Below are 20,411 nucleotides of genomic sequence, written 5' to 3' on the forward strand. Positions count from 1 at the left end.
AGCCGTCAGCAGCCATGATGGCGGGTGAGGAAATCCAGCACCGCATCGACCCGCGCAGGCCGCAGGCGCGAGGGCGGCGTGACCAGATGAATGCCGAGCGGCGGCGGCCGCCAATCGACCAATATCTCCTCCAGTTCGCCCGAAGCCAGCCCCTCTCCGACGATGAAGTCGGGCAGCCGGGCAATGCCCACCCCGGCGCGCAGGGCGGGCAGCATCGCCTCCCCGCTGTTGACGGTGATGCGGGCGCGGACCTGCACCACGACATTCTGCTGGCCGGGGCCTGAAAAGCGCCAGACATCGGGCGTCTGCGTGTTGGAATAGCAAAGGCAATCATGGCTGCCGAGGTCGGACGGATGCGTCGGACGCCCGCGTTCATCCAGATAGGCGGGCGATGCTATGGTATGCAGCTTGGCGTCCGCCAGACGCCGGGCGCGCAGCGAACTGTCGGGCATGTCGGCGATGCGGATGGTCGCGTCCAGCCCCATCTCCACCATGTCGATGCGGGCGTCCGACAGATGCAGGTCAATGTCCACCTGCGGATTTTGCCGGGTGAATTCGGCGATCAGCGGCGCGACGCGCAGCAGGCCGAAATTCATCGGCGCGCCCAGCCGGACCGTGCCGGACAGTTCGGCCGTTTCGTCGCGTGCCGCTTCCTCCGCCGCCTGTCCTTCGGAAAGGATGCGGGCGGCATGGTCGGCCAGCCGCTTGCCGCTTTCGGTCAGGGCCAGGCGGCGGCTGGTGCGGCTGAACAGGCTGGTGTCCAGATGCTGTTCCAGCCGGGTCACCGCCTTGGACACGGTGGCCTTGGACACGCTGAGCGCCTTGGCCGCGTCGGTGAAGCTGCGATGTTCGACCACGGCGGCGAACATCGCCCAGGCCTCAAAGTCAGGGAGACGCATAAGGAAACAATCCGTTTCAATGCTGCTTATTCAAGAAACGATCCTGATGCCTAGATTGTCGGAAAGCAAGCCGGAAACCTCCGGCGATCATTTGAAAGGCTTGAGTTATGAGCACGACAATCGGGAGCCGCATCGAACGCCGCCCCTTCGCCTCGCTCGGCCATGCAGACCATGGCTGGCTGAATGCGCGGCATCATTTTTCCTTCGCGGACTATCATGATCCGGCCCGCATGCACTGGGGCGCGATCCGGGTGTGGAACGACGATGAAATCGCTTCGCGCTCCGGCTTTCCGCCGCACCCGCATGCGGACATGGAAATCATCACCTATGTCCGCAAGGGCGCGATCACCCATCAGGACAGCCTGGGCAACAAGGGCCGTACCGAAGCGGGCGACGTCCAGGTGATGAGCGCGGGCACCGGCATCCGCCATGCCGAATATAATCTGGAGGATGAGACGACGACGCTCTTCCAGATCTGGATCATTCCCCGCGAGCGGGGCGGGCAGCCGAGCTGGGGTTCCAAGCCCTTTCCCGGCGGCGACCGCTCCGGCAGGCTGGCGGTGCTGGCCAGCGGCCATGACGAGGACAGGGAAGCGCTGCGCATCCGCGCCGACGCCCGCCTGCTGGGCGGCACCGTCAAGGCGGGCGAGAGCGTGACCTATGACAGCGCCGAAGGGCGGCACCTTTATCTGGTCCCGGCAACAGGTCGGATCGAGATAGAAGGCGAGATTTTCGAGGCGCGGGACGGCGCCGCGATCATCGGCGGCGCCCCCGTCACCATCAAGGCCATCGAGGACGCCGAAATCGTCCTGGTGGACAGCGAATAGGCTTTTTCCGCCTTCAGCAATCGGCCCGCCCCTCCTCCCTCCCTTGGGATGGGCCGACAGGCCGCCCGCCTATCCCTCCCCCTCGGGCGGGCGGCCGAATTTTTCGAAAATTTTTTACGTTCAACGCATCAACGTGATTGGAGACACTCATGGCCAAGATTCTGGTTCTCTATTATTCCTCCTACGGTCACATCGAAACGATGGCCAAGGCCGTGGCGGAAGGCGCCGCTTCGACCGGCGCGCAGGTCGACATCAAGCGCGTGCCCGAAACCGCGCCGCTGGAAGTCGCGAAGGCCGCGCATTTCAAGCTGGATCAGGAAGCGCCCGTCGCGACCGTCGCCGACCTGGCGGAATATGACGCGATCATCCTCGGCACCGGCACACGCTTCGGCCGCATGTCCAGCCAGATGGCGGCGTTCCTCGACCAGGCGGGCGGCCTGTGGGCCCGCGGCGCGCTGAACGGCAAGGTGGGCGGGGCCTTCACCTCGACCGCCAGCCAGCATGGCGGACAGGAAACCACGCTCTTTTCGATCATCACCAACCTGCTGCATTTCGGCATGGTGATCGTCGGCCTCGACTATGGCTTTGCCGGGCAGATGGGCGTCGACAAGGTGCGCGGCGGATCGCCCTATGGCGCGACCACGCTGGCCGACGGCGACGGCAGCCGTCAGCCGGGCGAGGAGGAATTGGAAGGCGCGCGCTATCAGGGCCGCCGCGTCGCAGAAACGGCGTTGAAACTGCACGGATAAGCGCCTGCCGCGCCGTCTGCTGTTCGACCGGCGTGATTTTCGGTCGTTTCTATACGAATGTTGAGAGCCTTGGGTCGCAAGGCATCAACGTCACCGGGGGGGAGCCGGCGCATCGGACTGCGCGTCGGCTCCCTTCTTCTACATATCCGACGAACCGCTTCCGCAGCGCGTCAAAATCGCCTAAGCTGTCTCATTCAGCAGCTATAGGAGCGTTGATGCAATTTCTGCGGACTGCCTTCTGGGTCGTCATCGCCGTCGCCCTCGCCTTTTTTTGCATGGCGAACTATGTGCCCGTGACCGTCCGTCTGTGGGGCGATCTCGTCATGGAAACCAAGCTGCCTGTCCTGCTGATCGGCGCCTATGCGCTGGGCGCGCTGCCCTTCTGGGTCATGGCGCGGGCGACGCGCTGGCGGATGAAGCGCAAGCTGGAAAGCACCGAACGGGCGCTGGTCGCCGCGACCGCCACGCCCTCCCCCGCCGCAACCGCCATCGACGATGCGGCAGCAACCCCTTCCCTCTCCGTCACAGGACAAGCATGACCAGCCCAATCTACGTTGCCATCGATACGCCGGACCTGCGCAAGGCCCAGTCACTCGCGCAGCAGGTGCGTCATCATGTGGGCGGGCTTAAGCTGGGCCTGGAGTTTTTCTGCGCCCATGGCCATCATGGCGTGCATGAGATGATGAAGTTCGGCCTGCCGATCTTCCTGGACCTGAAGCTGCACGACATCCCCAATACCGTGGCGAAGGCGGTGCAGGCGCTGCACGTGCTGGAACCGGCGATCCTGACCGTCCATGCAGCGGGCGGGCGCGCCATGCTGGAGGATGCGAAGGCGGCTGCGGGCGTCAATACCAAGGTGGTCGCGGTGACGGTGCTCACCAGCCTGGACGATGGCGACCTGCTGGACATCGGCGTCGGCGGCCGGGCCGAGGATCAGGTGGCGCGGCTGGCGGATCTGGCGCACAGCGCGGGGCTGGATGGGATCGTCTGTTCCGGTGAAGAGGTCGGGCTGGCGAAGAAGGCCTGGCCGGAAGGGTTTTTCGTGGTGCCGGGGGTCCGGCCCGCAGGTGGGGCGCTGGGCGACCAGAAGCGCGCCGTGACGCCGCGAGAGGCACTGGATCGCGGGGCTTCGATCTTGGTGGTCGGGCGGCCGATCAGCCTGGCGGAGAATCCGGATATCGCTGCGCGGGAGATTGAGGCGACGCTTTAGGCGAGTTGTTTGCCGACTCCGCGATTGGAGTGGTTTGCTGACCTGTCCTATTCCTCCCCATCGAGAGATGGGGAGGGGGACCGCGCGAAGCGTGGTGGAGGGGAATGGGGCACGACCTCCGAATTTCCCCTCCACCATTCGCTGCGCGAACGGTCCCCCTCCCCATGCAAGCATGGGGAGGATTAAGAGGGTCCGCTATCGGCCATTTCCCTCTCCCAGCTTTGATCAGAAGCGCCAGCCGACGCTGGCCACGACCTGATGGCGGTCGGTATCGATGCCGAATTCATCGCTGGACGCGCCGTTGGCGAAGTCGATATGCGCATCCTCATATTTGGAATAGCGATATTCCAGCTTGGCAAAGGTGTTGGCGTTGATCGCCCGTTCCACGCCCGCGCCGATGCGCCAGCCGTCCAGTTTGAAATTGGTGTCGGTTTCCTGATTGGTGTCGCCCGCCAGCACGTTCAGCTTCGTGTTGGTATAGCCGCCCTTCACATAGACCAGCGTGTTGGGGCTGGCGAGGATACCGGCGCGGGCGCCGATATAGAGGTCGCGGCCCTGCTTGACGCGGCCGAAGCCGAACTGGTCGGTGAAGTCGGTGCGGCTGCTCTTGGCGGTGGAATCGGTATACTCGCCCTCCACGCCGATCACCGCGCTGCCCAGATTCACGTCATAGCCTGCGCCGACGCCGTAGAGCAGGCCGTCGATGGACTGGTCGTCGCGGTCATTGTCATTGTCGACGCTGCTGCCCGCGCCAGTCCGGTCATAGCCCAATATCGCCTCGACGCGGGGGCCGGTGAAGGTGGGATTGGGTTCCTGCGCCAGAGCGGGGCTTGCGACCGCTGCACCGGTCAGGAGGGTTGCGGCCAGGATCTTACGCATATTCCGATACTCCATTCTTCTTCTCATCCTCCAGTCGGGAGGGCAGGCGGTGAAGTCATGGAGATGCCGGGAGGTTTCATGAACCTCAGATAAACGGTTGATTATGTGCCATAAATGTCACGAAACAGGCTCGGTTCGTCGTATCGAAGAGCGGACGGGGCGGCGAACCGATCAGCATTCCACCACATTGACGGCCAGACCGCCAAGGCTGGTTTCCTTGTAGCGGCTGGCCATGTCCTCGCCGGTCTGGCGCATGGTTTCGATCACCGCGTCCAGGCTGACGATGTGGCGGCCGTCCCCTTGCAGGGCGAGATAGGCGGCGTTGATCGCCTTCACCGCGCCCATGGTGTTGCGTTCGATGCAGGGGATCTGGACGAGGCCGCCGATCGGGTCGCAGGTGAGGCCCAGATTATGCTCCATGCCGATTTCGGCGGCATTTTCGATCTGGCCGTTGGTGCCGCCCAGCACGGCGGCGAGGCCAGCGGCGGCCATGGAGCAGGCGACGCCGACCTCCCCCTGACACCCCATTTCGGCGGCGGAGATGGAGGCGCGCTTCTTGTAGAGGAAACCGATGGCGGCGGCGGTGAGCAGGAAGCGGCGTTCGCCCTCCCGATCCGCGCCGGGGACGAAACGCCGATAATAATGGAGCACCGCCGGGATGACGCCCGCCGCGCCGTTGGTGGGCGCGGTGACGACGCGGCCGCCCGCGGCATTTTCCTCATTCACGGCGAGGGCGAACAGGCTGACCCATTCGAATATCTGCGCGGGGCCGAGGGCATTTTGTTGCAGCACCAGCCGGTTATGGATGGCGCGGGCGCGGCGGCGAACTTTGAGCCCGCCGGGCAGCAGCCCCTCTTCCTTGAGGCCCCGGTCGATGGAGGCGGTCATCGCGTCGATCACGCTGTCCAGAAAGGCTTCGGTTTCGCCCTGGGTCCGCCAGGCGCCTTCGTTGCGCAGGACGAGGGTGGCGATGCTGAGGCCCGTCGCCTCGCCCAGCGCCAGCATTTCCGCGCCGGAGGAGAAGGGATGCGGCTGGACGACATTATGGCCGAGTTGCGGGTCCAGCCCGTCGGCCGTGCCGGGGAGGACCGCGCCGCCGCCGACGGAATAATAGTCGCTGGTCAGCGGTTCTTCCTGCCCTTCGAACCAGGCGGAGAAGCGCATGCCATTGCTGTGCGCCTCCAGAAACTCGCCCATGCGGAAGAGCAGGTCGGTGGCTTCGTCGAAGGGGATGAAGTGGCCGGTGGCGCTGCCCGACTGGATGCGGCCTTCGCTGCGTATGGCGGCCAGGATGGCGGGAATGGCGTCGGGGTCGACGCTTTCGGGACGATGGCCGGACAGGCCGAGCAATATCGCCGTGTCGGTGGCGTGGCCTTTGCCGGTGAGGGCCAGCGAGCCATATAGTTCGCACTGCACGCGGACCGGGGCGGCGGGCAGCGAGTCCATGAACATCAGCGCGGCGCGCATCGGGCCGACCGTGTGCGAGCTGGACGGGCCGATGCCGATGGTGAACAGGTCCATGACGCTGATCGCGGCGGCGGCGTCGATGCGGGATTTGGTCACGCCCTTAATAATCCTTCGAAACGCGGACGTTGGCGCTTTCGCGGCCAAGGGTGGAGATGGCGGCGAGCAGCGAGAGCCAGCGCGTGACCTGATATTCGATGCGGGTGGCGGAATAGCCCTGCCCGTCGGTGATCAGTTCCACATAGGTTTTGCGGGTCAGATATTTGCCCGCCGCGATGGATGTCCCCTGCCCCTGCGTTGGATCGGCGGCGATGATGCGCAGGCGGTCGAGGCCCGCCGCCCTGCGCACGGCGTTGATCGGGTCGAGGCCGCCCTGCCCCTGAAGCGAGCCGACCGCCGAAGCGAGTTGCAGCGCTTCGGGCGCGGACAGGTTGACGATGGACGTGCCGAACAGGATGCGGGACAGCAATTCATCCTGCGGCAGCGCCGGGACGCTGGTGAAGGTGATGGCGGGTTTCAGCCCAGTGCCGCCGACATGGATGGTGGCGGTGAGGTCGCTGACATTCGCCTCCGCATCGATGTCCAGCGTCGGGTTGACCGGGGTGCGGCCGTCGAACTGGATCTTGCCTTCCTTCAGGTCGAAACGGCGGCCCGCAAAATCGTAGGTGCCGCGAACCAGATCGGCGGTGCCCGCTATGGCCGGGCTGGCGACGGTGCCGCCGATATCGAGATTGGCGCGCCATTCGCTTTCGAGGCCAAGGCCGGTGACGGTCAGGCGATTGCGGGCGCGGGCCTTGATCGCCAGATCCCAGGGCGCGACTGCGCGGGGGCGCTCTATCTCGTCGCCGCGCCGGTTGATTTCGATCACCTTCAATTCGGGGATCTGCGCCACGGCGGCGGCGCGGCCCATGGTGAAGCGGCTGCGGTTGAGGATCAGGTCGCCGCCGATAATGCCCCCCTTTCCGCTGGAATTGAGCGTGATCGGGCCGGTGACGGTGGCGGCGATATCGTCCCTCTCCAGCAGGGCGGCGTTGTCGGCCTGAAGGCGCAGGTCCATGCCGACGCCCGCTATGCCATTGAAGGTGAAACTGCCGGTGCCGGTGACGCTGCCGCCATTTTGCGCGGTGGCGGCGAAATTCGTCATGACCAGTTGCGCGCCGGAAAAACGGCCCCGCGCCTTGACGCCGTGCAGGCGCATGCCGGTGACGGGGCTGTTGATCGCGGCATTGTCGGTCGTCAGCGATCCGGTGATGGCGGGGTTGCCCAGCGTGCCCCGCGCATCGGCGGTGACGCCGACCGGGCCGGATATGTCGACGATCTCCACACCGGTCAGGCGCCACAGCGTGTCGGCGGTGCCGTTGTAGCGAAGCTGCGCGAACAGGGGCGCGCGGTTGAGCCGATCCACCAGGCTGCCTTCGGTGCCCAGCGGAGTCAGCAGCGCCTGGGCGCGGCCGATGGTCTGGCCGTCCGCGACGAAGATCATGCGGGTAGCGAGCCGGTCATGGGTCAGGACCGCGTTGACGCCTGCGTCGACCGGGCGGGAGCTGAGCGACAGGCCGGATCGGGACAGGCCGCGCACGCGCAGTTCCGCCTTGCCCGTGGGCATTTCGCCGCGCGTGTGGACATAGCTGAGCGATCCGGTGGCGGTGCCGCCCAGGCCCAGATTGTCATAGCCGATGTCGAGCAGCGACAGCGGCAGCCTCTGCAGACGCGCCTCTATGCTGGTGGTCTGGCCGCTGAGTTCGCCGCCAAGCTGGAGCGATCCGCGCGCGAAGCTGATCGATGCGGGGTCGAGCCGCCAGCCGTCCTGCGTGCGGGTGAAGATGGCGGCGCGGGTCAGCTTGATCGGGCGCTTGTCAATGGTGCCGCTGGCCTGGAGCTGGATGCGGTCGGGTTCGACCTGCGCTTCGCCGGTGATGTCGAAGAGGCGGCCGCGTTGGCCGGAAATGCTGGCGCGCACCTTGCCGCTGCCGTCGACCAGTTCGGCATTGGCGGCGAGGCGGCCGATGGAGATCGCCCCGACGCGCATGCCCCGCGCCTGCGCGGTGGCGTTGATCGATGTGCCGGACGGATCGAGCAGGATCGTCGCGTCCAGCTTGCCCCGGCGGATGGCGATGCTGGTGGGGCCGTCGAAGCTGGCGTCGGTGGCGTCGAGTTTAAGGATGAGTTGCTGGATGCCGTTGACCGGCGCGAAGGCGACGGTGCCGGTGACGGGGCCGCTGACGTTGAGCGTGCCGTCAAGGCCGCCAGTGACCGGGCGCAGGTCGCCGCTGGCGATGACGCCCGATGCCGCGACGCGGGCGATGCGGACGATGGCCTGGCCACGCGGCGGCAGCAGGATCGCGCCATTGCCGGTGAAGGGGCCAAGGGTCGATCCCCCCTCCGCCGTGAAACTGTAGCCCGCCGCGTCGGGGACGAGGTGGGCGTGCATGTCGGTGACGCCCAGCGCCTTCAACGGGCTTTGCAGGACAAGGTCTACGGTCGGGCGGTCGATCTTGCCGTCCAGGGTCAGGCGTAGCGGGCCATAGCTTTTATGCTGGCCGCTGCCCTCGAAATGGAAGCTGCCGTCGCGGCGGCGATAGCCCTTGGCCGCGAGCGTGATCAGCGGTGCTTCGAGATGAAGGTTGGTGAATTGCAACTGGCCGTCCGGTCCCAGCGTCAGGCCGCTGCGCAGCACGGGCAGGCCACCGCCCAGCGAGCGCAGGAAGCTGTTATCCAGCCGTCGCATCCGCGCCATCGCATTGCCGCTGAGCGTGAAGGCTCCCTTGGGACCGGGGATGGCGCGCAGCTTCGACGTCAGGTCGACGATGCCGAGGCCGCGAATGGCGAGGCCGTTGATCTGTCCGTCCAGACCGAAATCATAGCGACCCGTTTTCAGGTCCGCGACCATGATCAGCTTGCCGCGCAGCTTGTCGGATCGGACCGTCATCGGGTTGCTGACGATCTGCTGGTTCTTGAGCTGCAACACGCCGTCCAGGACGAAATTGCGGATGATGCCTTCGATCAGTTCGCCCTGCCCGTCCAGGCGGCGGGCGCGCAGATGGACCGGGATCAGCGCGGGGCCACCCCTGGCCTTGCGCCCCTTGCCGTCGGCGCGGACGTCGTGGATCACCGTCTTGCCGAAAGCCAGTTGCTTCGCCGTCAGCAGATATTCATAGCCGAAAGCGCCGAGCGGGCCGTCCAGCCGGATGCGGGCCGCGATGTCGCGACCGTTCATCGATTTGAGCAGGGCCTGCGGGCGGGCCAGCTTCACATTGACCAGCAGATTGTCGAGCGCATTGTTGCGCAGGTCGATGCCGCCGTCGGCGCTGAGGTCGATGGCGGCGGAGCGGAGCGAGAGCTTGCCGTCGATCACGCGGTCGGTCATCGATCCGCTGGCCTGGATGGCGAGGCGCGGGGCGGAGAGGCGCTGGAACAGGCCCTGACCCGCTATGGCGGACCCTTCGATCGTGCCGGTGGCGGTATAGGCGCCGCTGCGGGCGGCGAGTTTCAGGTCGATGGCGGGTTCGCTGTCGAGCGTGCCCGCCAGCCGCCCGTCCCAGCGGGTCCAGCTTCCCTTGCCCTGGATGCGCAGATTGGCGTCCTGGCGCAGGCCCGCCATCACCGCCAGCACGCCGCCTTTGGGCGCGTTGACGGTGACGTCCAGGTCGAACCTGTCGTCGTCCGGGCGGCTGTCGAGCGCGATGTTCAGCGCATCCTCGCCATTCAGCACGCGGGCGGACAGGTCGATGATCGCCCGGCCGCCGCGAATGTCGGCATCGCCGGACAGGGTGGCCTCCTGCACCTTGCCGGTGACGCCCCGGTCGATGGTCAGGCGGCCGACGGAAAATTGCATCAGGCGGATGTCGAAACCGGGAAGGATCGGCCCCTGCCGCTCGCTGGGGTTGAGTTTCGGCAGCTTGCGCAGGGTCGCCTGCGGGATGACGAGCCGGTCGATGTCCAGCCGGTTATAAGCCCAGGCGAAGGGCCACCAGTCCAGTTCCACCCTGGGCGCGTCGAAAAAGGCGCCCTTGGGGTCTGACAGGGTAAGACCGTGGAGGATCGCCTTGCGGTAGATGCTGCCGTCGATCCGGTCGACATGGATGCGCAGGCCCGAAGGCGGGCTGATCCGGGCGATGCGGGCGACGAGGAAACGGTGGCCGGGCGCGGTATCGAGCCAGGCCAGCGCGCCCGCGACGATCAGCAGCAGCGCGGCGATGATGCCTGCCACCCATCTTTGCCAGCGCCCGTCCCAGGTGCGGCGGCGCGGCGGGGTTTCCGGCAGATCGTCCGCCATCAGAAGGCCTGCCCCAGCGAGACGTAGACGGCGACCTTCGGATCGCCAGACTGCGGGTTGAGCGGCGTGCCGACATCGATGCGGATCGGGCCAAAGCTGCTGTAATAGCGTGCGCCCAGCCCCGCGCCGATGCGCAGGTCGCGGAAGCGCGGCAGGAAGCTGGTCGAGATATTGCCCGCGTCGACAAAGGGCACAATGCCGAAATTGCCGAAGCGGATGCGCGATTCCAGCGAGAATTCGGCCAGGCTCTTGCCGCCGACCGGATCGTCATTGGGGCCGTAGCGCGGGCCGATGGCCTGATAGCCATAGCCGCGCACCGACGCGCCGCCGCCCGCATAGAAGCGGCGCGAGGGGGCGATGCGGTCGACCGTGGAACCCAATATCGTGCCGAAGCGGGCGCGGGCGGCGAGCACGATGCGATCGCTCATCGGCCGATAGACGCTGCCATCCACCTGCACGCGGGCATAGCCGAAGCTGCTGTTCTGGAAGGAGAGTTCGGGGCTGAGGCGGCCACCCAGGCGAAAGCCCGTGGTCGGGTTCAGCAGGTCGTCGCTGCCGTCATAGGTCAGGCTGAGCGGAACCGCGCCGATCAGGAAGGTGCGGCGGTTGCCGTTGCTGAACGCATCCGCTTCGTCCGACGCGATCAGTTCGCCGCCGATCCGCCAGACCCATTTCTTCTGGAAGAGGATGTTGGTCTGGCGCTCCAGCGACCCGGACAAGGTGACGGTGCGCGCATCATAGGCGTCTCGCTTGATATTGCTGACTGACAGCAGGCCGGTCAGCACATTGTCGCGGCGGCGGAAATTGTTGCGGCGATAGGTGAAAGAGGCCGTCTGTTCCTGCGTGCCGATGACGCCGCGCAGAGTCACTGCGCCTTCGGGCGGGAAGAAGTTGCGATGCGTCCAGCTCACTTCGGCGCGATAACCCTCGCCCGTGCCATAACCCAGTTCGCCCGCGATGGTGCGCAGCGGGGCGGGTCTGGCCTCTATGGCCAGGTCGACATGTTCGCCGTCGCCCGCATCCCTGGGCGTCATGGTGAGCGAAGAGACAAGGCCGGTGGCCACCAGCGCCTGCCGCAAATCCTCTACATCCGACGCCATATAGGTGTCGCCGGGGTGGAAGCGGGCGATGCGCTGCACATGGCGGGCGCTGAACAGTTTCTCATTGCCCATGACGATCTTGCCGAAGGTGCGGTAGGCGCCGGGATTGACGACGATGTCGAGATCGCCCTTGCGCTCCTCATGATCGATGCGGACTTCCGGTTCGTCCACCTTGCCGAAGGGGAAGCCGTTTTCCGCAAGCGCGACCTTCAGCGATTCCTGCCCCGCCAGAATGGCGTCCGCATCGACCGGATCGCCCGCCGTTGGCGGGAAGGCCGCGCGCAATTTCGCTTCGCGCTCGCCGGTGGTTTCCAGGCCCGTCAGGTCGACGGACGACAGCAGATAGCGGGTGCCGGGCGCGATGCGGAAGGTAACGGCCAGCCTGTCGCTGCCCGACGGGGCGGAGACCGCGCCGCGGACGCGGGCGGCATAATAGCCCTTGGCGCGCAACAGGCGGTCCAGCAGGTCGCTGTCCTCCTTGATGCGGCGGTTGATCTGGGCGAGGTTGGCGGGCTTCCCCTCCCCCAGATGCAGGGTCGACAATTCGTTGAAGCGGGTGATGAACTGGGTGTCGGCAATCTCCTCCACGCCGGTCAGCCTGACGGTGTAGCGGCGCTCCTCACCCGCATCCGCGAAGGTGACGGCTTCCTCCACCGGGTCGTCGGAGGGTTCGGGCGCGACCGCCTGCCGCTGCGCGTCGGGGGTTTCGGGCGGCAATTCGACCATCGGGGTGACGGCGTCGGGCTGCCCCATGTCGGGCCAGTCGACGCCGATGTCGGGCATCGGCGCCAGGACGGGATCGGGATCGGACTGGCCACCGGATTGGGGCGCCGTCTGCGCATGGGCGACGGGCGCGAGCAGAAGCAGCGGCGCGAGAAGGCATCGGGCAGCTTGCGGAAGGCCTGAAATGCGGCGGCAGGTCCGCAAACCGGTGTTCATATGCCTGATCTAGACCAGTTATCGGGCAATTGGCCAGCCCCCAAGATCATGCCGGGGCAGACTGTGCGGCGATTCCGGCTCTCGCTTGTTCGTCATGCTGAACTTGTTTCAGGGTGACGGCTAAGACAAGGGCGGCCAGCGCTCGCGATTGGCCAATTACAGTCTCTGCCCACCACTCAAAAAGCGGCGTTGAGGCGATCCATCAGGGCGCGGGCAGGATTGGGTTCGGCCTGGGCGCGCGGGCGGGCCATGCGATCCTGCAGGCGGGCGACGCGTTCGTAAAGATCCTGGCTTCCGTCTATCAAGGCGCGGGCGGCGAAGGGGAAGGTCGCGCAAAGCGCGGGATCGCTGGTGGTGGCGTGGCCGAGGCGGTATTTCTCGTCCAGCATCTCCGCATCGGCGAGTTCGCCGCGCTGCCATGCCCGCTGGCTCAGCAGCCAGGCGATGATGTGCATCAGGCGGGTCGTTACTTTCAGCGATTCGCAGGCGAAGGCGACCCTGCGCAACGGATCGTCGGCTTCCGCATCGGGCCTCTCGCGCATGTCGAAATAGGCGCGGGCCTCATCCGCCATGACCATGGCCTCTACATAAAGGCCATCGACCAGGCGACGATGCAGACCCCGGTCAAGAGAAGCGGCAAGTTTCATGGACGACATGTGCCATAAGCGGGATGGCTTGTCAGGCCCGATGCAGGCCGTTAACCCCGAATTGTCTCATTAGGGGGCGGTTGACGCGCCGTTAACCACAATCATTTCGTCAGGCGATGATGTCGGGGACGAGCTGATCCTCCAGCAACGCCATTTCATCGCGCAGTCGCAATTTGCGTTTCTTGAGACGCGCAACCTGCATCTGGTCGCCCGATCCGGAATCCACCAGCGCGGCGATGGCGCCATCCAGGTCGCGATGCTCGATTCGCAGCAATTCCAGCCGACGCATGATGTCTTCGCGGCTCACCATACACCTACTTTCACACCCGTTGCCGTCCCATCCTCCCCTGATAGCCCGGCGGGGCGGCACGAACCATCGTAAATTTGCCTGCGTCCCGTCGCAAAGCGCGAATCGCCCGCAGACAAGCCCCGCGAATCATGATCTATTCGATCATCCATCACCCTCGTAAGGAGAATGTCATGGAAAATAGCCACATTTCAGCTCTTTCGGCCAAGCATGCAGGGCTTGAGGCGCGAATCAAGGCGGAGACGAGTCGTCCCATGCCCGATGCGATCTTGGTAGCCTCGCTCAAGAAGCAGAAGCTTCGGCTGAAGGAGGAAATGGAGGCGCAACACTGACAGCCGGTGACGCCTGAGCGAAAGGCATGGATCAGCGGTCCCTTGCCGCTGATCCAGCCCTTTGCAGGGCAAGATGATGGAAGCTCCGGGGCTGGATGCCTGCGGGGCTTTTTTATTGGGTTTGGGTGACTGATTGGGGTGGGAAGCGGACCCCATCCTATTCCTCCCCATCGGGAGATGGGGAAGGGGACCATGCGAAGCATGGTGGAGGGGAAAGGGGCACGACCTCCGAATCTCCCCTCCACCACCGCCTTCGGCGGCGTCGAAGAGAGTCACGTGCCTCTCTTCGACCCTCCCCACGCTTCGCGTAGGGAGGAATTGATGTCAGCTATTGGCCGTCTTTCGGCATTCCGAATATCAGTCCGCCCAAGCGGAAACGCTCAGCGGATGATCCTGCGGGTACGGAGATAGTCGGGCACCGGCGCCTGCGCGCCCTGCCCTGAAACCGGCCGGCGCGCCAGTTGGGGATCGATCTCCTGGTCGAAGGCGATGCCGATGCGATCATCCCGCGACCAGACGATCGATCCGTTGACCTGGCCGATGCCGCGCAGGTCGAAGCGGATGCGGATGCCCGCTGGCACGGCGCGCTCGCAATCGGCCATCAGGCCGGTCGCGGAAAGGTTGCGGACCCGCGCGCGGCCGAGCGGCGTGCCGTCGGCCGTGCTTAAATTGGTGAGCAGGAACAAACTGTCTCGCGGACCCGATCGCGCCGGACCCCGATCCATATTTTCCCCATTGCTGTCCATCAACGATGCCCTGCGATATCATCCTGTTATCGCATCGGCATGCCATGGCCGCATGGACAAAAGGTTAAAGGTTAATCGTCGCGAGAGACTTTTTCCTGCCGCTCGTGCCGTTCCTGGGCTTCGACCGTCATGGTCGCGATCGGGCGAGCCTCCAGCCGGCCCAGCGAAATGGGTTCGCCGGTCACTTCGCAATAGCCATATTCGCCCTCGTCGATGCGGCGCAGCGCGGCGTCGATCTTGGAAATGAGCTTGCGCTGGCGGTCGCGGGTGCGCAGTTCGATCGACCAGTCCGTCTCGCTCGACGCCCGGTCGTTGAGGTCCGGTTCGCGGAGCGGTTCATTCTGCAAAACGGCCAATGTCCCTTCGGCTTCGGCCAATATCTGCTTCTTCCAGTCCCACAGGCGCTGCCGGAAATATTCCAACTGAAGCGGGTTCATAAACTCTTCGTCCGCGGAAGGACGATAGTCGGGGGGGAGTATTACAGCCGATTTCGGCGGGTTTTGGCCGTCTTTATCGGAATTAAGGACCGATGCCATCTGGCTCTCCGACTCGCGGGACCCGCCGGTGCTGAAAGTGCCGGGGTATCCATAGCTTGTGATTGACCGCGCCTAATAGCCAGCGGCAAGGCCCGATACAAGCGGGCAATCGATGGTCCGACGTGCCGAACGCGCACCGCTCCGCGCCGTATCACGGAAAACCGCCGATTCCCCAAGGCTCGGCAATATCAAAGAAAATAGACAAGCCGCATTATCGAAGCGGCCGGCGGCCGTATCACTATGGGACGTTAACCATCTTGGTTGATGCTTTATTAGAATTTTCCTCGACTTAACCCCGATATTAAGAGTTAACGGCATTGAAGTTAACGCTTTGTTTTGCGTTGTTAGCGATTGGGAACGGCCCGCTGGAATCATCGGGCCGCGAAGATAAACAAGAGTGGAACCTATGTCGGTACGGATGGCATTGGCTAAATTATGCGCTTGCGCCGCTGGCGGTGCGATCATCGGCGGGGGCGCTGTCCATGTCGCTGAAAGCGCGCGTCCGGCCGGGGTGCAAAGCAGCAAGAGCGTGAAGGCCGCTCCGCGCAAGCATGTCGCCGTGCGCAAGGTGCAACGGGTGGTGAAGACGGTGTCCTGCGCGCCGCAGACCGTGACGGTGACGACCCAGGCCGCGCCCATCCCCCTGCCCGCCCCGGTCGCCGCAGCGGAAATGCCGGTCATGTCGGGTGGAGGCGGCGGTGCGCCGGTCGTCCTGGCGGGCGGACCCGGCTTTGGCGGCGGCGGGTTCATCGGCGGCTTCTTCGGGGGCAGCGGCGGCGGTTCGGGCGGTTCGGTGGTGATCTCCTCCACCAGCAGTTCAACCGGCGGGATCACCAGTTCGACCAGTTCCACGACCGGCGGCGTGTCGACCTCTACGGGGGGCGTATCGACGTCCACGGGCGGGGTTTCCACCTCTTCGGGCAATGTGTCGACATCGTCGGGCAACGTCTCCACCTCCAGCGGAAACGTGACCAGCAGCTCCTCGACGTCGAGTTCCACGTCCAGTTCGACTTCGTCCAGCAGCTCGACCAGCAGTTCGACGTCGTCGTCGACTTCCTCTTCGTCCTCCTCCTCGTCCAGTTCTTCGGGGGGCGACCATCATCATCCGCCGCCGCCGACCGACGTGCCCGCGCCGCCCATGGTGCTGCTGTTCGGGGCCGGTGCGGTCGCCCTGCTGGCGCGCAAGCGTTTCGCGCGCGCCAAGGGCGAAGCCGAGGGTTAACCGGGGGCGATCCGGCCGGCGCATCCGGGGGGAGGCGCCGGCCGGATATCGCGTTCAACTGCTCGCAATGATACGCTCTATTTCCGGCACGGGATGATTGGACAAATCCTTGGCGATCTCTCCCACCAGCCGGTTCTGCACCTCCTTGTGATAATGTTTGCGCATTTCGCCGAGGGCAGCGGGCGGCGCGACGACGATCAGTTTTTCATAATCATGCGCAAGGGCGCGCCGCTTGAGCAATTCGGCCGCCTCTGCAGCGAAACGGCTCTCCTCCAGATCGTGGAAATCGGTCTGCTCGACGGAGCCGCGATGGCTGGCGACCGAATTGGGGCCGCGCCCCGCGCCGTCGGATGACTGTTCCCGGTTCGGGGGATTGTCCTGCTGCTTAACCTCCTCCGTCTCCAGGTTCGGGAAGTCCGGGCTGCCCTTGTTGCGAAAGAACAGCATCTTGCGCCCATCGGCCACCAGCACCATCGCGCCATGGTCTATCTGCATCGTCCCGTTCCTTTCTTCAACGTTCGGTCCATGACCAACGGACGGCGGTGTGCAGGGTTGCGCGGCTGGTCGCAGAACGGCATAGGGCTGACCCATGCACGACATTCGTTTCCTTCGCGAAAATCCCGCCGCTTTCGACGCTGGACTGGCCCGGCGCGGCCTGGAACCGCTGAGCGCGGAACTGCTGGCGCTCGACGAGCGGAGCCGGGCGATCAAGACCGCGCTGCAACAGGGCCAGGCCCGCCGCAATGAGGCGAGCAAAGCCATCGGCCAGGCCATGGCGCAGAAGGACATGGCGACGGCAGAGGCGCTGAAGGCCGAAGTCGCCGCGCTCAAGGACAGCATGCCCGCGCTGGAGGCCGAGGATCGCGAGCTGGGCGAGACGCTGAACGCCCGGCTGGCGGCGATCCCCAATCTGCCCGCCGACGATGTGCCGCCGGGCGAGGATGAGGCGCAGAATGTCGAGGTGGCGCGTTGGGGCGAGCCGCGCAGCTTCCCCTTCACGCCGCAGGATCATGCCGATTTCGGCCCGGCGCTGGGGCTGGATTTCGAGGGCGGCGCGGCGCTTTCCGGCGCGCGCTTCACCGCGCTGCGCGGGCAGATGGCACGCCTGCACCGGGCGCTGGCGCAGTATATGCTGGACCGCCAGTCGGGCGAGAACGGTTATGAAGAGGTCAATCCGCCGCTGCTGGTGAAGGACGAGGCGCTGTTCGGCACCGGGCAGTTGCCGAAATTCGCGGAGGATCTGTTCAGGACCACGGACGGACGCTGGCTGATCCCGACGGCGGAGGTTTCCCTCACCAACCTCGTGCGCGAGCAGATCGTGCCGGTGGACAGCCTGCCGCTGCGCCTGACCGCGCTGACGCCCTGTTTCCGGTCGGAAGCGGGATCGGCGGGGCGCGACACGCGCGGTTTCATCCGCCAGCATCAGTTCGAGAAGGTCGAACTGGTCGCGATCTGCAAGCCGGAGGAATCGGAGGCCGAACATGAGCGCATGTGCGCCGCGGCCGAGGGCGTGTTGCAGGCGCTGGGCCTGCCCTATCGCAAGATGCTGCTGTGCACCGGCGACATGGGTTTCGGGGCGCGCAAGACCTGGGATCTGGAAGTCTGGCTGCCGAGCCAGCAGACCTATCGCGAGATCAGTTCCGTCTCCAACTGCGGCGATTTCCAGGCGCGGCGGATGAATGCCCGCTACAAGCCGGAGGGGGAGAAGAATACGCGCTTCCTGCATACGCTGAACGGGTCGGGTCTGGCCGTCGGGCGGACGCTGGTGGCCGTGCTGGAAAATTACCAGCAGGAGGATGGCAGCGTCATCGTGCCGGAGGTTCTGGCCCCCTATATGGGCGGCCTGACGCGCCTGCGGCGCTCGTAATTCGCTTGCCCCGTTCGTTTCGAGCGAAGTCGAGAAACGGGGTGGATGAGCTTCTCGACTTCGCTCGAAGCGAACGGATTTCAAGAACATGCGCATCCTGCTCACCAATGATGATGGGGTTCATGCTCCGGGCCTGACTGTGCTGGAGGAGATTGCCCGGACGCTGTCCGACGACATATGGATCGTCGCCCCCAGCGAGGAGCAATCGGGCGCGGGCCACAGCCTGACGCTGACGCGCCCCCTGCGCGTCCGTCAGCATGGCGAGAAACATTATAGCGTGACCGGAACGCCGACCGACGCGGTGATGATGGCGGTCGGGCATCTGATGAAGGACGCGAGGCCCGACCTGATATTGTCCGGCGTCAACCGGGGCGCCAATCTGGCCGAGGACGTGACTTATTCGGGCACCGTCTCCGCCGCGATGGAGGGCGCGATCTCCGGCATCAGGTCCATCGCGCTCAGCCAGGTCTATGCGCGGGAGGGGATGGGCGACGCGGTGCCCTTCGCGGCGGCGCGGGCCTGGGGCGAGCGGGTGTTGCGACCGCTGATCGCCATGCCGGCCAGCCGCCGTCTGCTGTTCAACGTCAATTTCCCGGCGATCGATCCGGCGGCGGTGAAGGGCATCCGCGTGGTGCGGCAGGGGTTCCACGATGTCGACCGGACGAAGATCATCCAGGGCACCGACCCGCGCGGCTACGACTATTATTGGTTCGGGCTGGGAACGAGCGACTCCGTGCCGGAGGGGAGCGATCTGGCCGCGATTGCGGAGGGCTATGTGACCGTGACGCCGCTGCATTACGACCTGACGCAGGACAGCGCCATGGCGGCGACGGCGGCGGCGTTCGGCGGCTGAACATCTCCTGATTTTCGCGCCCCCGTGACATCGGGCGCAAAAATCCCTATGTGCGCGCCGATCATGGCAACCAAAATTCCCGAAGCGCCGAAGGTCGGCATGGTGTCGCTGGGCTGTCCCAAGGCGCTGGTCGACAGCGAGCGCATCCTGACCAAGCTGCGTTCCGACGGCTATCAGATGTCCGCCGACTATGCCGGTGCGGACGTCGTGCTGGTCAATACCTGCGGATTCCTCGATTCGGCGAAGGAAGAGTCGCTGGAGGCCATTGGCGAGGCGATTGCGGAGAATGGCCGCGTCATCGTCACCGGCTGCATGGGCAATGAGGCGGAAATGATCCGCCAGAAATTCCCGCAAGTGCTGGCCGTGACCGGCGCCCATCAATATGAGGCGGTGGTGAATGCGGTGCATGAGGCTTCGCCACCGATCCCCAACGCCTTTGTCGATCTGGTGCCGGAGGGTGGCCTTAAGCTGACGCCGCGCCACTACAGCTATTTGAAGATTTCGGAGGGCTGCAACCATCGCTGCTCCTTCTGCATCATCCCCTCGCTGCGCGGCGATCTGGCGTCGCGGCGCGTCGACGCGGTGCTGCGCGAGGCGGAGAAGCTGGTTCATGCGGGCACGAAGGAACTGCTGATCATCAGCCAGGACACGTCCGCTTACGGCGTCGATACAAGGCATGAGACGCGCCAGTGGAAGGGCCGCGACGTTCGCGCCCATATGACCGATCTGGCGCGGGAACTGGGGCAGTTGCGCACGGCCGATGGCACGCCGCCATGGGTGCGGCTGCACTATGTCTATCCCTATCCCCATGTGGATCAGGTGATCCCGCTGATGGCCGAGGGGCTGCTGACCCCCTATCTCGACATACCCTTCCAGCATGCCGCGCCCAGCGTGCTCAAGGCAATGAAGCGGCCCGCCAACGAAGCCAAGGTGCTGGACCGCATCCGCAAGTGGCGGGACATCTGCCCGGACATCGCGATCCGGTCGTCCTTCGTGGTCGGCTTCCCCGGCGAGACAGAGGCGGATTTCGACTATCTGCTGCAATGGCTGGACGAAGCGCAACTGGACCGCGTGGGCGCTTTCCGCTTCGAGCCGGTCGAGGGCGCGACCGCCAACGACCTGCCCGGCGCGGTGCCGGAAGAGGTCAAGGAAGAACGCTACCAGCGGATCATGGAAAAGACCGCTGCAATCTCCGCCGCCAAGTTGCAGGCCAAGGTCGGGCGCGTTTTGCCGGTCATCATCGACGAGGTGGGCGAAGCGGACGAGGACGGATCGGTCGGCGCCACGGCGCGCAGCCAGGCCGATGCGCCGGAAATCGACGGCAATGTCTTCCTTCGCGACGTGGGCGAAGGGCTGGCGCCGGGCAGCATCCTGAACGTGCTGATCGAGGATGCCGATGAGCATGACCTTTATGGGGTGCCTTCGGTTTAGGGCCGAAGCGGGCTTGCCTGGGGTAGCCGATTTGGGTGGAGAGCAGACCCATCCTATTCCTCCCCATCGGTAGATGGGGAGGGGGACCGCCGCTGAAAGCGGTGGTGGAGGGGAATGGGGCACGACC

General features: G+C 65.4%; 19 protein-coding genes. 9 read left to right on the plus strand and 10 right to left on the minus strand.

The genetic code is table 11. The annotated features are described in order from the left end of the window. Positions 1–5: 5 nt before the first annotated feature. Positions 6–899, minus strand: a complete 894-nt coding sequence (locus BV95_RS14620; RefSeq protein WP_037453347.1) for a LysR family transcriptional regulator — start codon at positions 897–899, stop codon at positions 6–8. 107 nt (positions 900–1,006) lie between these two features. Here BV95_RS14620 and BV95_RS14625 point away from each other — a divergent pair, with 107 nt between their 5' ends. The 4 genes from BV95_RS14625 (at position 1,007) to pyrF (ending at position 3,685) form a co-directional block, all read left to right on the plus strand. Beyond that, entirely contained in the window at positions 1,007–1,726 is a 720-nt protein-coding gene (locus BV95_RS14625; RefSeq protein ID WP_037453350.1) for a pirin family protein, read from the plus strand. Between the two features lie 149 nt (positions 1,727–1,875). Next, positions 1,876–2,475, plus strand: coding sequence for an NAD(P)H:quinone oxidoreductase (gene wrbA / locus BV95_RS14630; protein WP_037453353.1), 600 nt, complete (start codon positions 1,876–1,878; stop codon positions 2,473–2,475). Between the two features lie 215 nt (positions 2,476–2,690). After that, entirely contained in the window at positions 2,691–3,014 is a 324-nt protein-coding gene (locus BV95_RS14635) for a lipopolysaccharide assembly protein LapA domain-containing protein (RefSeq protein WP_037453356.1), read from the plus strand. After that, positions 3,011–3,685 carry an orotidine-5'-phosphate decarboxylase gene (gene pyrF / locus BV95_RS14640; protein WP_013846227.1) on the plus strand — a complete coding sequence of 225 codons (675 nt, stop codon included), beginning with the start codon at positions 3,011–3,013 and terminating at the stop codon, positions 3,683–3,685. Before BV95_RS14635 ends, pyrF begins: the two co-directional genes overlap by 4 nt. Positions 3,686–3,910: 225 nt before the next feature. Here pyrF and BV95_RS14645 read toward each other — a convergent pair whose 3' ends face one another. The 6 genes from BV95_RS14645 to BV95_RS14670 form a co-directional block, all read right to left on the minus strand. Further along, a complete protein-coding gene (locus BV95_RS14645) occupies positions 3,911–4,564 on the minus strand; it encodes an outer membrane protein (protein ID WP_037453388.1) in 654 nt (217 codons plus the stop codon). Positions 4,565–4,735: 171 nt separating this feature from the next. Continuing rightward, on the minus strand, positions 4,736–6,127 hold the full coding sequence (locus BV95_RS14650) for an L-serine ammonia-lyase (protein WP_037453358.1): 1,392 nt from the start codon (positions 6,125–6,127) through the stop codon (positions 4,736–4,738). 4 nt (positions 6,128–6,131) lie between these two features. Further along, positions 6,132–10,304, minus strand: coding sequence for a translocation/assembly module TamB domain-containing protein (locus tag BV95_RS14655; protein ID WP_037453360.1), 4,173 nt, complete (start codon positions 10,302–10,304; stop codon positions 6,132–6,134). Continuing rightward, positions 10,304–12,343 (minus strand): autotransporter assembly complex protein TamA, encoded by a 2,040-nt coding sequence (locus BV95_RS14660; RefSeq protein WP_037453363.1) that lies wholly within the window; start codon positions 12,341–12,343, stop codon positions 10,304–10,306. The genes BV95_RS14655 and BV95_RS14660 overlap by 1 nt, the downstream gene beginning before the upstream one ends. A 176-nt stretch (positions 12,344–12,519) precedes the next feature. Next, a complete protein-coding gene (locus BV95_RS14665; protein WP_037453368.1) occupies positions 12,520–12,990 on the minus strand; it encodes a DUF1465 family protein in 471 nt (156 codons plus the stop codon). Positions 12,991–13,099: 109 nt separating this feature from the next. Beyond that, the gene (locus BV95_RS14670; RefSeq protein WP_037453391.1) at positions 13,100–13,279 is read right to left on the minus strand and encodes a YdcH family protein; all 180 of its coding nucleotides are present in this window, start codon (positions 13,277–13,279) and stop codon (positions 13,100–13,102) included. Positions 13,280–13,470: 191 nt separating this feature from the next. On the opposite strand from BV95_RS14670, the gene BV95_RS23210 reads away from it, so the two are divergent. Next, entirely contained in the window at positions 13,471–13,629 is a 159-nt protein-coding gene (locus BV95_RS23210) for a YdcH family protein (protein WP_007684009.1), read from the plus strand. A gap of 380 nt (positions 13,630–14,009) precedes the next feature. Here the strand turns inward: BV95_RS23210 and BV95_RS14675 are convergent, their stop codons facing one another. Together BV95_RS14675 and dksA are read right to left on the minus strand one after the other, a co-directional pair. After that, positions 14,010–14,375, minus strand: a complete 366-nt coding sequence (locus BV95_RS14675) for a PilZ domain-containing protein (RefSeq protein ID WP_037453371.1) — start codon at positions 14,373–14,375, stop codon at positions 14,010–14,012. 71 nt (positions 14,376–14,446) lie between these two features. Next, on the minus strand, positions 14,447–14,911 hold the full coding sequence (gene dksA / locus BV95_RS14680) for an RNA polymerase-binding protein DksA (RefSeq protein WP_013039684.1): 465 nt from the start codon (positions 14,909–14,911) through the stop codon (positions 14,447–14,449). A 418-nt stretch (positions 14,912–15,329) separates the two neighbouring features. Between dksA and BV95_RS24365 the strand changes: the two genes are divergently transcribed. Further along, positions 15,330–16,133 carry a PEP-CTERM sorting domain-containing protein gene (locus tag BV95_RS24365; protein WP_202901567.1) on the plus strand — a complete coding sequence of 268 codons (804 nt, stop codon included), beginning with the start codon at positions 15,330–15,332 and terminating at the stop codon, positions 16,131–16,133. A 54-nt stretch (positions 16,134–16,187) separates the two neighbouring features. On the opposite strand, the gene BV95_RS14690 is transcribed toward BV95_RS24365, so the two are convergent. Further along, entirely contained in the window at positions 16,188–16,628 is a 441-nt protein-coding gene (locus tag BV95_RS14690) for a host attachment family protein (protein WP_013846218.1), read from the minus strand. A 94-nt stretch (positions 16,629–16,722) separates the two neighbouring features. Here BV95_RS14690 and serS point away from each other — a divergent pair, with 94 nt between their 5' ends. The 3 genes from serS (at position 16,723) to rimO (ending at position 20,284) form a co-directional block, all read left to right on the plus strand. Beyond that, positions 16,723–18,000, plus strand: coding sequence for a serine--tRNA ligase (serS, locus tag BV95_RS14695; RefSeq protein WP_037453377.1), 1,278 nt, complete (start codon positions 16,723–16,725; stop codon positions 17,998–18,000). An 88-nt stretch (positions 18,001–18,088) separates the two neighbouring features. Continuing rightward, positions 18,089–18,853: a 5'/3'-nucleotidase SurE gene (surE, locus tag BV95_RS14700; protein WP_037453382.1), complete on the plus strand. Its 765-nt coding sequence runs from the start codon at positions 18,089–18,091 to the stop codon at positions 18,851–18,853. Positions 18,854–18,901: 48 nt separating this feature from the next. After that, the gene (rimO, locus tag BV95_RS14705; protein ID WP_174544451.1) at positions 18,902–20,284 is read left to right on the plus strand and encodes a 30S ribosomal protein S12 methylthiotransferase RimO; all 1,383 of its coding nucleotides are present in this window, start codon (positions 18,902–18,904) and stop codon (positions 20,282–20,284) included. The last annotated feature ends 127 nt before the right edge of the window (positions 20,285–20,411 follow it).

Origin of the sequence: Sphingobium chlorophenolicum, from assembly GCF_000722875.1 — a bacterium.
Classification (GTDB): Bacteria; Pseudomonadota; Alphaproteobacteria; order Sphingomonadales; family Sphingomonadaceae; genus Sphingobium; species Sphingobium chlorophenolicum.

Excerpts from the sequence above, each read along its gene's own strand:
- BV95_RS24365 (WP_202901567.1), top strand. The coding sequence starts at position 15,330 with ATGGCATTGGCTAAATTATGCGCTTGCGCCGCTGGCGGTGCGATCATC.
- wrbA (WP_037453353.1), top strand. The coding sequence starts at position 1,876 with ATGGCCAAGATTCTGGTTCTCTATTATTCCTCCTACGGTCACATCGAA.
- pyrF (WP_013846227.1), top strand. The coding sequence starts at position 3,011 with ATGACCAGCCCAATCTACGTTGCCATCGATACGCCGGACCTGCGCAAG.
- BV95_RS14635 (WP_037453356.1), top strand. The coding sequence starts at position 2,691 with ATGCAATTTCTGCGGACTGCCTTCTGGGTCGTCATCGCCGTCGCCCTC.
- BV95_RS14690 (WP_013846218.1), bottom strand. The coding sequence starts at position 16,628 with ATGCAGATAGACCATGGCGCGATGGTGCTGGTGGCCGATGGGCGCAAG.
- BV95_RS14670 (WP_037453391.1), bottom strand. The coding sequence starts at position 13,279 with ATGCGTCGGCTGGAATTGCTGCGAATCGAGCATCGCGACCTGGATGGC.
- dksA (WP_013039684.1), bottom strand. The coding sequence starts at position 14,911 with ATGGCATCGGTCCTTAATTCCGATAAAGACGGCCAAAACCCGCCGAAA.
- BV95_RS23210 (WP_007684009.1), top strand. The coding sequence starts at position 13,471 with ATGGAAAATAGCCACATTTCAGCTCTTTCGGCCAAGCATGCAGGGCTT.
- BV95_RS14625 (WP_037453350.1), top strand. The coding sequence starts at position 1,007 with ATGAGCACGACAATCGGGAGCCGCATCGAACGCCGCCCCTTCGCCTCG.
- surE (WP_037453382.1), top strand. The coding sequence starts at position 18,089 with ATGCGCATCCTGCTCACCAATGATGATGGGGTTCATGCTCCGGGCCTG.
- BV95_RS14645 (WP_037453388.1), bottom strand. The coding sequence starts at position 4,564 with ATGCGTAAGATCCTGGCCGCAACCCTCCTGACCGGTGCAGCGGTCGCA.
- serS (WP_037453377.1), top strand. The coding sequence starts at position 16,723 with ATGCACGACATTCGTTTCCTTCGCGAAAATCCCGCCGCTTTCGACGCT.
- BV95_RS14620 (WP_037453347.1), bottom strand. The coding sequence starts at position 899 with ATGCGTCTCCCTGACTTTGAGGCCTGGGCGATGTTCGCCGCCGTGGTC.
- rimO (WP_174544451.1), top strand. The coding sequence starts at position 18,902 with ATGTGCGCGCCGATCATGGCAACCAAAATTCCCGAAGCGCCGAAGGTC.
- BV95_RS14665 (WP_037453368.1), bottom strand. The coding sequence starts at position 12,990 with ATGAAACTTGCCGCTTCTCTTGACCGGGGTCTGCATCGTCGCCTGGTC.
- BV95_RS14660 (WP_037453363.1), bottom strand. The coding sequence starts at position 12,343 with ATGAACACCGGTTTGCGGACCTGCCGCCGCATTTCAGGCCTTCCGCAA.
- BV95_RS14675 (WP_037453371.1), bottom strand. The coding sequence starts at position 14,375 with ATGGACAGCAATGGGGAAAATATGGATCGGGGTCCGGCGCGATCGGGT.
- BV95_RS14655 (WP_037453360.1), bottom strand. The coding sequence starts at position 10,304 with ATGGCGGACGATCTGCCGGAAACCCCGCCGCGCCGCCGCACCTGGGAC.